Consider the following 12,860-nt stretch of genomic DNA (forward strand, 5'->3'; position numbering starts at 1 on the left):
AGGTCGCATGGCGACCGACTCCGTCAGCGCACCAGGCAGGGCTTCTTGTTATTGAAGGTCCAGCCCGGAATCAGGTACTGCATGGCCACCGCGTCGTCACGTGCGCCCAGGCCCTTGGCCTGATACAGCTCGTGCGCCTTGGCCAGTGCGTCCCAGTCCAGCTCGACGCCCAGACCCGGCGTTTTCGGCACTTGCACCAGGCCACCTTCGATACGCAGCGGGTTGCGCGTCAGGTACTGGCCATCCTGCCAGATCCAGTGCGTGTCGATGGCGGTCACTCGGCCCGGTGCAGCGGCGGCGACGTGGGTGAACATGGCCAGCGAGATGTCGAAGTGGTTGTTCGAGTGCGAGCCCCAGGTCAGGCCCCAGTCGTTGCACATCTGCGCCACACGTACGGAACCGGCCATGGTCCAGAAGTGCGGGTCGGCCAGTGGAATGTCCACCGATTGCAGGGAGATGGTGTGGCCCATCTGCCGCCAGTCAGTGGCGATCATGTTGGTCGCGGTGGGCAGACCGGTGGCGCGGCGGAACTCGGCCATCACTTCACGACCGGAATAACCGTTCTCGGCGCCGCAAGGGTCTTCGGCATAGGCCAGCACGCCATGCAGGTCACGGCACAGGGCGATGGCCTGATCCAGCGACCAGCCGCCGTTGGGGTCCAGCGTCACACGAGCCTCGGGGAAGCGCGCGGCCAGGGCACGAATTGCCTCGACTTCGGCTTCGCCATGCAGCACGCCGCCCTTGAGCTTGAAGTCGTTGAAGCCATAGCGCGCATGCGCGGTCTCGGCCTGTTGGACGATGCTTTCCGGGGTCAGCGCGGTCTGATTACGCACACGCTCCCAGGCATCGTCGGCATCGCGCTCGTCGCGGTAAGCGAGGTCGGTCTTGTCCTTGTCACCGACGAAGAACAGATAACCGAGCATCTCCACCGCATCACGCTGCTGGCCTTCGCCAAGCAGGGCGGCGACTGGTACGCCGAGGTGCTGGCCGAGCAGGTCGAGCAGCGCCGACTCCAGCGCGGTGACGGCGTGGATGGTGATGCGCAAGTCGAAGGTCTGCAGGCCGCGACCGCCGGAATCGCGATCAGCGAAGGCGCGGCGCACCTGATTGAGCAATGCGTTGTAGTTGCCGACCGGCTGGCCGACGAGCATGGAGCGTGCGTCTTCGAGGGTCTTGCGAATGCCCTCGCCGCCGGGGACTTCGCCGACACCGACATGGCCGGCGCTGTCCTTGAGAATGAGGATGTTGCGAGTGAAATACGGGCCGTGGGCTCCGCTCAGGTTGAGCAGCATGCTGTCTTGACCGGCTACCGGTACGACTTGCAGCTCGGTGATCAGCGGAGTGCCGACAGCGGCAGGAATCTGTGAAGTCATGAGCGTTACCCTGTTGTTCTTATGCGGGTTCGACAATGGTTCAGCGCGGTCGCTCCCGGCCTGCCGGAGCGCGACTGAGCCGCTCGCAGGCGCGAGCGGCCACCTGCGGTGTTACTGCGCGCCCTGCGCTTCGATCAGCTTGGCCAGGGCTTCGTACTCGTCCGGCAGCAGATCGGTCAGCGGCGCACGGACCGGACCAGCGTCGTAACCGACGATCCTGGCACCAGCCTTGACGATGCTCACGGCATAGCCGGCCTTGCGATTGCGGATATCCAGGTAAGGCAGGAAGAAATCGTCGATCAGCTTGCCAACGGTGGCGTGATCTTCTGCGGCAATGGCGCGGTAGAAGTCCATGGCGGTTTTCGGGATGAAGTTGAACACAGCCGAGGAATAGACCGGAACACCCAGCGCTCGGTAAGCCGCAGCATAGACTTCAGCGGTCGGCAGGCCGCCGAGGTAGGTCAGGCGCTCACCCAGGCGGCGACGGATCGACACCATCAGCTCGATGTCGCCCAGGCCGTCCTTGTAGCCGATAAGGTTCGGGCAGCGCTCGGCCAGTTGCTCCAGCAGATTGGCATTGAGGCGGCAGACGTTACGGTTGTAGATCACCACACCGATCTTCACCGACTTGCAGACCTGCTCGACGTGAGCGGCGACGCCGTCCTGAGAGGCTTCGGTCAGGTAGTGCGGCAGCAGCAGCAAGCCCTTGGCGCCCAGACGCTCGGCTTCCTGCGCCATCTGGATGGCAACGCGAGTCGGGCCGCCAACGCCAGCCAGGATAGGCACGGACTTCTCGCAGGTATCAACGGCTGTCTTGATCACGGCGCTGTATTCGTCCGGCGCCAGGGAGAAGAACTCGCCAGTACCACCGGCAGCGAACAGGGCGGAAGCACCGTAAGGCGCCAGCCACTCGAGGCGGCGCACGTAGCCGGCCTGATTGAAATCACCGGCGGCATCGAAGTCGGTCACCGGGAAAGACAGCAGACCAGAAGAGAGGATGGACTTAAGTTCTTGTGGATTCATTATGCGAACACCCTAGTAAAGCGAGTTGTGAGGAATAGCGTCAGCCGCAGCTGTGGAGATACGTTATCGTACAACAACAAAAAAAACACCAGTTTTTATATCGTCCGTTCGTCGAAGATTTCCCTCCCCTCGCCCGCCTATCCAGAAAACCGCTACACAAGCGCCAAGCTCAGACTAGAGCAGGCTCCATGATCACGCCAACGGAAATGGCAGCGCAATCATCATTGGTCATGAGCAGCGTTGACAGGTCAGGAACAGACTGGTACTAATTTCACCAAGTCATACGACAACTTATGACATTCCAATAAAAACAAACGAGGCCAGGTCATGTCACAGACCTTCACTGCCGCTACCTGCTGCCAACGTGCGCATCGTTACATCGCTGCCAGCCCCCGTCAGCACGGCGCAGCCTGCACTGGCTTCGTTGCCATCCTTGCCCATGCTCAAGCTTGCTGCAGCGCGGATCGCTTCCTGATCCCGGTGCACGACTGAACCGTACCTTCGCCATTGCGGCCGAGGGCCGCACCAAGTCCGGAGCCCCTGCCAAGATGTACGAAGCCCCCCGCAACAGCACACCTCAGATCGTCGAGATGCAAGTCATCCCGGTTGCCGGCCATGACAGCATGTTGCTAAACCTGTGTGGCGCCCACGCCCCCTACTTCACCCGCAATCTGGTGCTGCTCAAGGACAATGCCGGACGCATCGGCTGTGGTGAGGTCCCCGGTGGCGAAGGCATCCGTCAGACACTGGAACGCTGCCGCGAACTGGTGATCGGCCAACCGGTCGGCCGCTACAACCACATCCTCAATAGTCTGCGCCAGGCCATCGCCGGGCCGGCCAAAGGGCCACAGACCACCCAGCATCAGGTCACATCCGAATCCGAGGCACGTGTGCTCAAGCAGCCGCACGAGATCAACCTGCGCCTGGACAACGTGATCACCGCAGTAGAAGCCGCCCTGCTCGACCTGCTCGGCCAACATCTGGACGTGCCGGCCTGCGAACTGCTTGGCAGCGGCCAGCAACGCGACAGCGTGCCGATGCTCGCCTACCTCTTCTATATAGGTGAACGCCAGCGCAGCGACCTGCCCTACCTCGCCGGCAAAGGCTCAGCGGACGACTGGTATCACCTGCGCCATCAGGCCGCGATGACACCGCAGGCCATCGCCCGCCTGGCCGAAGCCGCCCATGCGCGCTACGGCTTCAACGATTTCAAGCTCAAAGGCGGCGTGATGCGTGGCGCCGAGGAAATGGATGCCATCCGCGCGATCAAGGCGCGCTTCCCTGACGCCCGCGTCACCCTCGACCCCAACGGCGCCTGGTCGCTGGATGAAGCCATCGCCCTGTGCCAAGGCCAGAACCATGTGCTGGCCTACGCCGAAGACCCTTGTGGCCCGGAGAACGGCTATTCCGGCCGCGAGGTGATGGCCGAGTTCAAGCGTGCCACCGGCATTCCTACCGCCACCAATATGGTCGCCACCGACTGGCGGCAAATGGGCCACTCACTGCGCCTCGAGGCGGTGGACATTCCACTGGCCGACCCGCACTTCTGGACCATGCAGGGCGCCGTCCGCCTAGGCCAGGTGTGTGAGGAATTCGGCCTGACCTGGGGCTCGCACTCCAACAACCATTTCGACATTTCCCTGGCCATGTTCACTCATGCCGCCGCAGCCGTGCCGGGCCGCGTCACCGCCATCGACACGCACTGGATCTGGCAGGAAGGCGAAGAGCGCCTGACCCGCGAACCGCTGCAGATCATCGGTGGTCAGGTAGAGGTTCCCAACAAGCCCGGCCTCGGCATCGAGCCGGACATGGAGCGAATCATGGCCGCTCACGAGCTCTATAAAAAGGTGGCCAACGGCGCGCGTGACGACGCCATGGCCATGCAATACCTGGTTCCGGGTTGGCAGTACGACCCGAAACGTCCCAGCCTCGGCCGCGACTGACTCGCGCGGCTTTCATCCCAAACCGGAGTATTCCAATGAAAAAAACATTCCGCGCTTCTCTCCTTTCTGCCCTGGTCGGTGTCGGCGCCCTGGTCACCCACGCCGCCACCCTCGCCGATGAGGTCAAGTGGCCGACTCGCCCAATCCAGGTGGTGGTGATCGCCAACCCCGGCGGCGACACCGACTTCAACGCCCGCATGATGGCCAAGTACTTCAACGAGATCACCGGCAAGACCATGGTGGTGACCAACGTCGCTGGCGGTGGTGGCACCCTGGCAGCCGAACAGGTCAAGGGCGCAGCGGCGGATGGCAACACCATTCTCTTCACCCACCCGGGCCAGCTGATCGTCAACGAAGTGGCCGGCCTGACCGAAGACAGCTTCGAGACCTTCGATGTTTCCTGCATCGCTGGCGTCGACAAGAGCACCGTATTCGTTGCCTCCAAACAATCCGGCGTGAGCAGCATGCAGGACCTGGTGAACAAGTCGAAAGCCAACCCCGGCAGCATTACCTACGGCACAGAGATGGGCAGCTTCTCCCACATCCAGGGCCTGATGCTGGAAAAACTCACCGGTATCAAACTGAAGATGGTCGACGGTGGCACCGTATCCGACCGCGTGGTCGGCATGCTCGGTGGTCGTCTGGACATGGGCGCCATCACCTATGGTTCCGTACAGGACTACGTGCAGGGCGGGCAAATGGTCGCACTGGGCCAGCCCAACGAGGAACGCAACGCCATGCTCGGCGAGGTTCCGACCCTCAAGGAGCAAGGCCTGGACATCACCATGGACAAGCCCTATGTCGTGGCTTTCCCGAAAGGCACCGACCCGGCAATCGTGAAGAAGATGTCTGACATCATGAAGCAGATCACCGAGCAACCTGGGTACGCCGAAGACCTGAAGAAGTTCAAGCAACCGGTCGCGTTCTACGGCACCGAAGAGACCAAGCAGATTCTGGCCAAGACCCGCGAAGACTTCATGCAGTTCAAGGATGAGCTGCGCAAGGCCAAGTAAGCCATAACGCAGCCCCGACCCGATCGATTCGGGCCGGGGCTGCGCCTCAGAACATCGAGGTACATGATGAACACCCTCAACAAAAAAGAACTGATCATTGGCATCGCCATGCTCGGCGCCAGCCTTGCCTACCTGGTCATGGCGCAACAGTTGCCTGGCCATGACGGTGTCGATGCGGCCACTTTGCCGAAACTGCTGGCCGGATTCCTGTCTCTGCTTGGCGTGATGCAACTGATCAGCGCCTTTGCCAAACCCAAGGTTGCCGCCGAACCCGCAAGTCCGGTGCCGACAGAAGCTGAAGAGCAACCGGCTGAAGTCATAGAACCCAAGACCGTCTTCAAGACCCTCGGCCTGATCCTCGGCTACATGGCCCTGCTCGGCCCAGTGGGCTTCCCGATCATGACCGTGGTTTACCTCTATCTGCAGTTCCTCGTGCTGACGCCGGTAAACCAGAAAGCCAGACACCTGACCTATCTGCTGATTGCCGTTGCCTGCTCTGCGATCATCTTCCTGCTGTTCCGCGAGGCCTTCGATCTGTTGCTGCCCGCTGGCCTGCTGAACAACTTCATCTGAGGATCGACCATGCTCGAATTACTGCAGCAAGGCTTCGGTGCCGTTTTTTCACTCAACATCATGATGCTGATGGCCGTCGGCGTGGCCATGGGCATCGTCTTCGGCGCGGTACCCGGCCTGTCCGCGACCATGGCTGTAGCACTGTGCCTGCCGCTGACCTTCACCATGGGCCCACAGGCGGGTCTTTCCCTGCTGGTCGCGCTGTTCATCGGTGCCACCTCGGGCGGGCTGATTTCGGCGATTCTGCTGAAGATTCCAGGAACGCCGTCATCGATCGCGACTGTGTTCGATGGCGGCCCGCTGATGGAAAAGGGCCACGGCGTCAAGGCGCTGGGCGTCGGTATCGTGTTTTCCTTCCTCGGCACCATCTTCAGCATCGTCGCGCTGATGTTCATCGCCCCGCAGTTGGCCAAGGTGGCCCTGAGCTTCGGCCCGCATGAATACTTCGCCATTGCGGTGTTCTCCCTGACCCTGATCGCCACTCTATCCGCTGGTTCCATGGTCAAGGGGCTGTTCGCCGGTGCGCTGGGTATCGCCGTGTCCACCGTCGGCATTGCACCGGTCGAGGCCGTGCGCCGCTTCACCTTCGGTGTCAGCGAGCTCAACGGCGGTTTCTCGATGCTGACAGTGATGATCGGCATGTTCGCCGTGGCCGAGATCATCAAGCTCGCCGAGAGCGGCCGTCATGCCGTGCAGGGCAAGGCCAGGTCGGTGAGCATGAAGAACATCAAGGGCTTCGGCTTCTCGCTCAAGGAGTTCCGCGAACAACTGCCCAACGCTGGCCGCTCCGGCTTGATCGGCCTGGGTATCGGCATCCTGCCGGGCATCGGTGCCGGTACCTCGAACCTGGTGTCCTACATCATCGCCAAGAAGCGCGCGAAAGACGGTCACACCTACGGCAAGGGCAACATCGGCGGCGTGGTCGCCAGTGAAACGGCCAACAACGCCGGTATCGGTGGCGCCATGATGCCGCTGATGACCCTGGGCATCCCCGGCGACACCGTGACCGCGATCATGCTCGGCGGTTTCCTGATCCACGGCATCCAGCCCGGCCCGCTACTGTTCATCAGCCAAGGTCCGCTGGTGTACACCATCTTCGCCGCGCTGATCGTCGCCACCTGCATGATGCTGTTCATGGAGTTCTACGGCCTGCGCCTGTTCATCAAGCTGCTCGACGTGCCCAAGCACATTCTGCTGCCGATCATTCTGGTGCTCTGCGTGGTCGGTGCCTTCGGCCTGTCCAGCCGCCTGTTCGACGTCTGGTCGATCCTGCTGTTCGGTCTGCTCGGCTATGCCTTCGTCAAGGCCGGGATGCCAGCGGCGCCGTTCATCATCGGCTTCATCCTCGGGCCAATGGCGGAAACCAACCTGCGCCGTGGCCTGATGCTGTCGGACGGCAGCTTCGCCGAGTTCTTCACCAATCCGATTGCCGGCACCTTCCTCGGCCTGGCCCTGGCGTTCATACTCTGGCAGGTGTTCAGCGCGCTGCGTCCCAAACCCAGCGCGATCAACGAAATCCTGCGCACCTGACACCCACCACCTTGCCGCCCCCTCTGCTCAGGGGGCGGTTCATTTCCGACTCCCGCCTCTTTCGTCTCCAGCCCTCTACAACGCCACTGCAGCGGCTTGAGCAAGATAATGGACGCGCTCATTGATCCAGGTCTAATCTAATAAACCACTAGTTTGATACCTGAAATGAATCAATGTTCGACCTGGCTCAACTGCGCTGTTTCACCACCCTGGCCGCCGAGCTGAATTTCCGTCGCGCCGCCGAACGCCTGAACATGACCCAGCCGCCGCTGAGCCGGCAGATCCAGTTGCTCGAACATCAGCTTGGCGTGAGCCTGTTCACCCGTAGCACCCGCTCGGTTGCCTTGACGGCGGCTGGCCGTGCCTTCTTCGTCGAAGCCCAGGCGCTGCTCGATCAGGCCCACCGCGCCGCGCAGAGCGCCCGGCTGGCCGCCATCGGCGAAAGTGGCGCGCTCAATATCAGCTTCGTCGCCAGCGCGGTGTATGACGTGTTGCCACGCGCGATAACTGAGGCTAAACGTGAACGCCCGGGCGTGGATATCGCCTTGCTGGAAATGAGCACCTTCGAACAGGTGCAGGCACTGCGCGCCAGGCGCGTGGACCTGGCCATCGTGCGCGCGCCCTTGCAGCAACCCGGGCTGATCAGCGAATGCCTGCTGCGCGAACCCTTCGTGCTGGCCGCGCCCGCCGGACATCCGCTGGCGCAACACGCAAGGCCGACTCTGGATATGCTCCATGGTCAGCCCTTCATTCTTTACGCGCATACCGCCTGGCAGCCCTTTAACGAACTGCACACCGGCCTGTTTCGCGCAAGCGGCATCCAGCCTGAATTCGTTCAGGCGCTGGGCTCGACCCTGACCATCCTGTCGCTGGTCAATGCCGGCATGGGGCTGGCACTGGTGCCACGCAGCGCCAGTGCAATCCGCTTCGAGCAGGTGCGTTTCCGCGACCTGCCGCTACCGGCAGGCGTATGCGGGGAGTTGCATCTGGTATGGCGCGACGACAACGACAACCCTGCCTTGCCGTCGATGATCGCTGCCGTGCGCCAGGCCGCTCGCGACATCTATCCGCAGAACTGACGTTCAAGCGCGTTTGCCGACTTCCGCCTGTTGCACCGTCCAGCCGGCAACCTGCTCGCTCAGGCTCAGGCCAAGGCCTGGACGAGTCGGCACCAACATGCGTCCGTCGCGAATTTCCAGACGCTCGTTGAACAGCGGCTCCAACCACTCGAAATGCTCGACCCAGGGCTCGCGCGTGTGGCTCGCGGCCAGGTGCACGTGCAGCTCCATGGCGAAGTGCGGTGCCAGGGTCATGCCGGCTTGCTCGGCGAGCGTCTGCACGCGCAGGTAGGGCGTGATACCGCCGACACGCGGCGCATCGGGCATGAGGAAGTCGGCGCCGCGCTGGCGAATGAACTCCCAGTGCTCGGCCGGGCTGGTGAGCATCTCACCGGTGGCGATCGGCGTATCGAACAGGCGCACCAGCTCGGCATGGCCTTCCGCGTCGTAGCAGTCCAGCGGCTCCTCAATCCAGATCAGGTCGAAGGGTTCCAGGCGTCGGCACATGCGCCGCGCGGTCGGACGGTCCCATTGCTGGTTGGCGTCGACCATCAGCGGGAAGCTCTCGCCCAGATGCTCACGCACGGTACTGACGCGGTGGATATCCAGCGCCCAGTCGGGCTGGCCGACCTTGAGTTTGATACCGCCAATGCCCTTTTCGCGGGAAATGTCGGTGTTCTTCAGCAACTGATCGAGCGGTGTGTGCAGAAAGCCGCCGGAGGTGTTGTAGCAACGTACCGAATCGCGATGGCTGCCGAGCAAACGTGCCAGTGACAGGCCACTGCGGCGCGCCTTGAGATCCCACAAGGCGACGTCGAAAGCACCGATGGCCTGGGTCGCCAAGCCGCTGCGACCGACCGAAGCGCCAGCCCAGCACAGCTTGTCCCAGAGTTTGGCGATATCACTGGGGTTCTCGCCAATCAGGTTAGGCGCCACCTCCAGTGCGTGGGCGAACTGGCCGGGACCACCGGCGCGCTTGGAATAGCTGAAGCCCAGGCCACGGTGACCATCGCACGTTTCGATCTCGGCGATCAGAATGGCGATCTCGGTCATCGGCTTCTGCCGTCCGGTCAGCACCTTGGCATCGCTGATCGGGTTGGCCAGCGGCAGCGCTACCGAGCGCAGGCTGAGCCAGGTAATACGGTCGTCGTCGGCGCGTGGAGCGACGTTATCGGTCATGACATCTTCCTCGTGATGAAACTCGGCGCCCCGATGGGCCGCCGAAGATGGACAACCCGAGCCAGATTAAGATGATTGCGCAATCATTCAAGCATCGGAATCCCCGCCAGGGCCTGGCCTGCTCATGGCCATTTGCCGGACACGTCTAGACGTTTCACAAATCTGCAACATTCACCGTCTACGCTGAATATGTCCCGCTCCGCCTGACCTCCGAGGCATCCCATCATGTTCCTGCAAAAATCCCTGCGCGCGCAGATTCTCGCCCTGCTCGGCGGCAGTCTGGCGCTGATCCTGATTACCGCACTGGCCTGCTTCAGCTTCCTCTCCAGCGGCATTCAGTCCTACCGTGGCCTGCTCGACGGACCGCTGGAATCCTCGCGCCTGATCGACGCGGCCAATGTCGAATTCAAGATCCAGGTGCAGGAATGGAAGAACGTCCTGTTGCGCGGCCAGGACAGCGCCAACCTGCAACGCTACTGGGGCCAGTTCGAAGCGCAGGAACGCAAGGTGCAGGACCTTCTCGGTCAGTTGACCCAAGTCGCCGCTGCGGACCCGGCGTTGAAGACGCAGGTCGAGCGCCTGCGCAGCGAACATCAGGCGCTCGGCGGCAATTATCGCAAGGGCCGCGACGCCTTCGTCGCCGCCGGTGCCGATGCCCAGGCTGGCGATGCGGCGGTAAAAGGCATCGACCGCGCCGCCAGCGAGCAGATGACCGCGCTGGTCGAGCAGTTGCGCCAGAACAGCCTGAGCCAGGCCGAGCAGATCAATGCCAGCGCCGCGCGCACCATTCTCAGCGGCACCCTCGTGATGCTGGCCGCGGCCATGGTCATCGCCGTATTCAGTCTGTGGCTGGTCAATCGCAATCTGATCATCCCCATCCGCCATCTGATCGGCCATGTCGATCAGCTCAGCCAAGGCCGCTTCGGCCAACGCGTGGAAAGCACCCGCAAGGATGAGCTTGGCCTGCTGGCGCGCGCCGCGAATACCCTGCGCGACTTCCTCGCCAGCACCAGCGAGCGCCTGCACCACAGTACGCAGAACCTCGACAGCGCCAGCAGCGAGTTGAACGCCATCGCCTCACGCATGACCGAGGGCGTCAGCGAGCAGTTCGAGCGTACCGATCAGGTCGCCACCGCCATGCACGAGATGTCCGCCACCGCCCAGGAAGTCGCACGCCATGCCGCCGACGCCGCGAACGCGGCCAACGATGCCGACGATTCGGCGCGCCAGGGCAGCACGGTGATGCAATCGACCATCGCCACCATCACCGACATTCGCGGCGAGATCGCCAATACCGCCGAGGTAATCCGTCGCCTGGAAAGCGACAGCGGGCGCATCGGCAAGGTGCTGGAGGTGATCCGCGGCATCGCCGAACAAACCAACCTGCTAGCCCTCAACGCCGCCATTGAAGCCGCGCGTGCCGGCGAACAGGGCCGTGGTTTCGCCGTGGTCGCCGACGAGGTACGTACCCTGGCCCAGCGCACCGCCGAGTCCACCGCCGAGATCAACCAGATCATCGATACCGTGCAGAACGGCGCACTGAACGCTGTACGCGCCATCGAGAGCGGCCAGCAGCGCAGCGAACAGGGTGTGATCCAGGTCACCGAAGCCGGCGCCATGCTGCAGCGCATCACCGAGGCAGTGGAGGCCATCCGCGACATGAACCAGCAGATTGCCACGGCAGCCGAAGAGCAAACGTCGGTAGCCGAGGACATCTCGCGCAACCTCACCGAGCTGACCGCCATCGCCAGTTCCAACCAGGACAACGTCGAGCGCACGCAGAAGGCCAGCCGCAACCTGCACGACATGTCCGGGCAACTGGGCGAAGTGACTCGCCGCCTGGGCTCATGAGCCGACCAGCGGACCGGCGTGGCACGCAGCGCGCGGTTCGCCCCAGCGCCGACAGCCTGGGCAGCAGAATAGACGCCGTAACGCAGGCTACGGCCCTCCCGCTCGCTAGCGGGGTAGGTACACAGGGCGGACAAACATTCGACATGTCCGCCCCCACTGAGAACAGGCAAACGACAAAAGGTCGCAATTAACCCTTGCTATTTACGTAATAGGAATTATTCTCAGTTACGTAATGACAGCCAAGGAGACCTGCCATGACCTACCTGATCGATGCCTGGCTGGACCGCCCGCATCCATACCTGCGCATCCTCAACCGCGAAACCGGGGAGGTCTGCGCCATGCTGGAAGAAGAAGCCCTCGACGAACTGCGCGACCAGGGCGACCTGGACTTGCACGAGCTCAGCTCCAGCGAACCTATCGTGCTCAAGGAGCTGGTGCGCAGCCTGTTTCTGTACTGCTACGCACGGGCCTTGCGCCCGTCCTGAAAGACAAAACGGCCCTTCTACGCTGCAGAAGGGTCGTTTTGTATGGCGTAGGGTGGACGACGCTTCATCCGTCCACCGTCACCGTGGTGGACAAAAACAGCGTTGTCCACCCTACGACTTACCTACGCATTTCGCTTACAGAATGTCGAGCAGCTCGACATCGAATACCAGCACACTGTGCGGCGGGATGCTGCCGACGCCCTGGGCGCCATAGGCCAGCTCGCTCGGCACGTGCAGGCGCCATTTGCTGCCGGTGCCCATCAGTTGCAGCGCCTCGACCCAGCCCGGAATCACGCCACCAACCGGGAATTCAGCCGGCTGGCCGCGCTCGTAGGAGCTGTCGAACACGGTGCCGTCGATAAGCGTGCCGTGGTAGTGGGTACGCACCTGATCCTCGGCAGATGGCTTGGCGCCCTCGCCAGCGACCAGCACTTCATACTGCAGGCCGGAGGCCAATACGGTCACGCCTTCGCGCTTGGCATTCTCGGCCAGGTAGGCACGACCTTCACCAGCAGCGGCTTCGGCCTTGGCGGCCGCTTCAGCCTGCATGATTTCGCGGATGACCTTGAAGCTGGCGCCCAGCTCGGCCTCGGAAACACGGCTGGCCTGGCCGCTGAAGGCGTCGGTCAGGCCGGCGAGGATGGCCGTCAGGTCAACGCCGGGCGGCGGGTTGTCACGCAACTGACCACCGAGTTGACGACCGATGCCGTAGCTGACACGACCTTCATCGGAGGACAGATCGGGGCTGAAGTTGAGTTCGGACATGAAAGGCTCCGCTTGGGGCTGTGAAAAAGGCCGGCCAGACTAGCACAGATACAGGGCTCGGCGTTGC

12 protein-coding genes are annotated in these 12,860 nt (G+C 62.7%); 7 read left to right on the forward strand and 5 right to left on the reverse strand.

Annotated features, from left to right (window positions below; translation table 11 throughout):
- Positions 1–23 precede the first annotated feature (23 nt).
- The 3 genes from gudD to H3221_RS11505 all read right to left on the reverse strand — a co-directional run bounded on the left by gudD (position 24) and on the right by H3221_RS11505 (position 2,882).
- The gene (gene gudD, locus H3221_RS11495) at positions 24–1,373 is read right to left on the reverse strand and encodes a glucarate dehydratase (RefSeq protein WP_224490554.1); all 1,350 of its coding nucleotides are present in this window, start codon (positions 1,371–1,373) and stop codon (positions 24–26) included.
- Between the two features lie 111 nt (positions 1,374–1,484).
- Positions 1,485–2,396 carry a 5-dehydro-4-deoxyglucarate dehydratase gene (gene kdgD / locus H3221_RS11500; protein WP_196477224.1) on the reverse strand — a complete coding sequence of 304 codons (912 nt, stop codon included), beginning with the start codon at positions 2,394–2,396 and terminating at the stop codon, positions 1,485–1,487.
- A gap of 330 nt (positions 2,397–2,726) precedes the next feature.
- On the reverse strand, positions 2,727–2,882 hold the full coding sequence (locus tag H3221_RS11505; RefSeq protein ID WP_196477223.1) for a hypothetical protein: 156 nt from the start codon (positions 2,880–2,882) through the stop codon (positions 2,727–2,729).
- 62 nt (positions 2,883–2,944) lie between these two features.
- On the opposite strand from H3221_RS11505, the gene H3221_RS11510 reads away from it, so the two are divergent.
- The 5 genes from H3221_RS11510 to H3221_RS11530 all read left to right on the forward strand — a co-directional run bounded on the left by H3221_RS11510 (position 2,945) and on the right by H3221_RS11530 (position 8,534).
- On the forward strand, positions 2,945–4,339 hold the full coding sequence (locus H3221_RS11510) for an enolase C-terminal domain-like protein (protein WP_224490556.1): 1,395 nt from the start codon (positions 2,945–2,947) through the stop codon (positions 4,337–4,339).
- A 35-nt stretch (positions 4,340–4,374) separates the two neighbouring features.
- Positions 4,375–5,352 (forward strand): tripartite tricarboxylate transporter substrate binding protein, encoded by a 978-nt coding sequence (locus H3221_RS11515; protein ID WP_196476976.1) that lies wholly within the window; start codon positions 4,375–4,377, stop codon positions 5,350–5,352.
- Between the two features lie 66 nt (positions 5,353–5,418).
- The gene (locus H3221_RS11520) at positions 5,419–5,925 is read left to right on the forward strand and encodes a tripartite tricarboxylate transporter TctB family protein (RefSeq protein ID WP_196476977.1); all 507 of its coding nucleotides are present in this window, start codon (positions 5,419–5,421) and stop codon (positions 5,923–5,925) included.
- A 9-nt stretch (positions 5,926–5,934) separates the two neighbouring features.
- The gene (locus tag H3221_RS11525) at positions 5,935–7,455 is read left to right on the forward strand and encodes a tripartite tricarboxylate transporter permease (RefSeq protein ID WP_196476978.1); all 1,521 of its coding nucleotides are present in this window, start codon (positions 5,935–5,937) and stop codon (positions 7,453–7,455) included.
- A 173-nt stretch (positions 7,456–7,628) separates the two neighbouring features.
- Positions 7,629–8,534 (forward strand): LysR family transcriptional regulator, encoded by a 906-nt coding sequence (locus H3221_RS11530; RefSeq protein WP_196476979.1) that lies wholly within the window; start codon positions 7,629–7,631, stop codon positions 8,532–8,534.
- A 3-nt stretch (positions 8,535–8,537) separates the two neighbouring features.
- Here the strand turns inward: H3221_RS11530 and H3221_RS11535 are convergent, their stop codons facing one another.
- The gene (locus tag H3221_RS11535; RefSeq protein ID WP_196476980.1) at positions 8,538–9,692 is read right to left on the reverse strand and encodes an L-talarate/galactarate dehydratase; all 1,155 of its coding nucleotides are present in this window, start codon (positions 9,690–9,692) and stop codon (positions 8,538–8,540) included.
- Positions 9,693–9,917: 225 nt separating this feature from the next.
- On the opposite strand from H3221_RS11535, the gene H3221_RS11540 reads away from it, so the two are divergent.
- A complete protein-coding gene (locus H3221_RS11540) occupies positions 9,918–11,543 on the forward strand; it encodes a methyl-accepting chemotaxis protein (RefSeq protein WP_196476981.1) in 1,626 nt (541 codons plus the stop codon).
- A gap of 254 nt (positions 11,544–11,797) precedes the next feature.
- A complete protein-coding gene (locus H3221_RS11545) occupies positions 11,798–12,028 on the forward strand; it encodes a PA4570 family protein (protein WP_004423370.1) in 231 nt (76 codons plus the stop codon).
- 135 nt (positions 12,029–12,163) lie between these two features.
- Here the strand turns inward: H3221_RS11545 and H3221_RS11550 are convergent, their stop codons facing one another.
- Entirely contained in the window at positions 12,164–12,793 is a 630-nt protein-coding gene (locus tag H3221_RS11550; RefSeq protein ID WP_072422851.1) for an FKBP-type peptidyl-prolyl cis-trans isomerase, read from the reverse strand.
- Between the last annotated feature and the right edge of the window lie 67 nt (positions 12,794–12,860).

Source organism: Pseudomonas chaetocerotis (assembly GCF_015712105.2).
Classification (GTDB): Bacteria; Pseudomonadota; Gammaproteobacteria; order Pseudomonadales; family Pseudomonadaceae; genus Aquipseudomonas; species Aquipseudomonas chaetocerotis.